Genomic DNA, 546 nt, shown 5'->3' with positions numbered 1-546 from the left:
CCGCCAACGTGGTGGTGGGCGACGGGTCGGTCGCCGTGGCGCAGTCCGGCCCCCGAATCGTCATCGGGCCGGCGAGCGGCGCCTCGGGCCCGGAGTTCGGCGAGTCCTCGGCCGGCGGCGCGCAGCGGGTGCTGGGCTTCCAGGTCAGCAAGCCACGCGACGGCGCGGCGACGAAGCTCACGCTGGCGGAGGTCAAGGGCGGCCCGGCCGAGGCGGCGGGGCTGCGGGCCGGCGATGTCATCGAGTCGATCGACGGCCACGCCCCGATCAGCAAGGGCCGGCCCGTGCGGGAGGTCATCGACCGGCTGCTCCCGCCGCGGTCCGGGTCCCGCGCGGTCCGGCTCGTGGTGCACCGGCCGTCGACCGGTAGGACCTGGACCGTGAACCTGACGCAGCAGGCGCCGGACCCGGCCGCCGGTGGCGGCCCGCGGGTCCACCGGTTCCGCAACCCGGACGGTCCGGGCCACGCGGCGGCGCACCAGTTCTCGCTGCGGGAGCAGGTCGCGCCGAAGCCGGCGGTCGCCGCCGGCTAGCCAACCCCTCGGC

1 protein-coding gene is annotated in these 546 nt (G+C 77.7%); it reads left to right on the top strand.

The features are described from left to right. Positions 1–533 (top strand): PDZ domain-containing protein (locus MXD58_RS24740; protein WP_250610052.1); only part of this gene is annotated, 533 nt, incomplete at its 5' end. Positions 534–546: the final 13 nt, after the last annotated feature.

Source organism: Frankia sp. AgKG'84/4, assembly GCF_023242965.2.
GTDB lineage: Bacteria > Actinomycetota > Actinomycetes > Frankiales > Frankiaceae > Frankia.
This window is presented reverse-complemented; position numbering and strand designations above follow the sequence as displayed.